Genomic DNA, 489 nt, shown 5'->3' with positions numbered 1-489 from the left:
TAGGAGTTTTTTTGTTTTCCTCAATCGAAATTCCATGATATTTAGCATATTGAGTTGGATTATATTCATGCACAGAAAATACTGAAAATGTAATGGTAATCAATAAAATAGCCGCCGTAATGTAACAAGACCAAATTACTGAATTCGGTACAGAACCTCGTTTGCCCACATTAGAAACCCCAAGAAATGTTAAGATAAATGGAAGTAATGTTGCTAGAATTCCGCCAATACTACTAAAGTTTGAAGACCAAGACCAAGCAAAGTTTTCTTGATCTTTATTAACCATATCACTAATAACCATTTTTAATGGTTGCATCGAAGCATTAGTCGCTAAATCCATAAATAAAATAGAAAATGCTGCAAAAAACATAGCAGCTGTAGAACCATATCCAAACCCTAATGATCCTGAATTTGGTAACAAAATTAACATGAGAGCTGCAATTGGTGCAAATACCATAGTGTATGGCATTCTTCTTCCAAATCTAGTCC

At 33.7% G+C, this 489-nt stretch carries 1 protein-coding gene; it reads right to left on the bottom strand.

The annotated features are described in order from the left end of the window. Nucleotides 1–457 (bottom strand): MFS transporter (locus AC6UDG_RS07295; RefSeq protein WP_500706938.1); only part of this gene is annotated, 457 nt, incomplete at its 3' end. Between the last annotated feature and the right edge of the window lie 32 nt (nucleotides 458–489).

The sequence above is a fragment of the Fructilactobacillus sp. X2R1C1 genome (assembly GCF_059901435.1).
The sequence above is the reverse complement of the archived record's forward strand: the minus strand, read 5'-3'. Positions and strand labels throughout refer to the sequence as shown.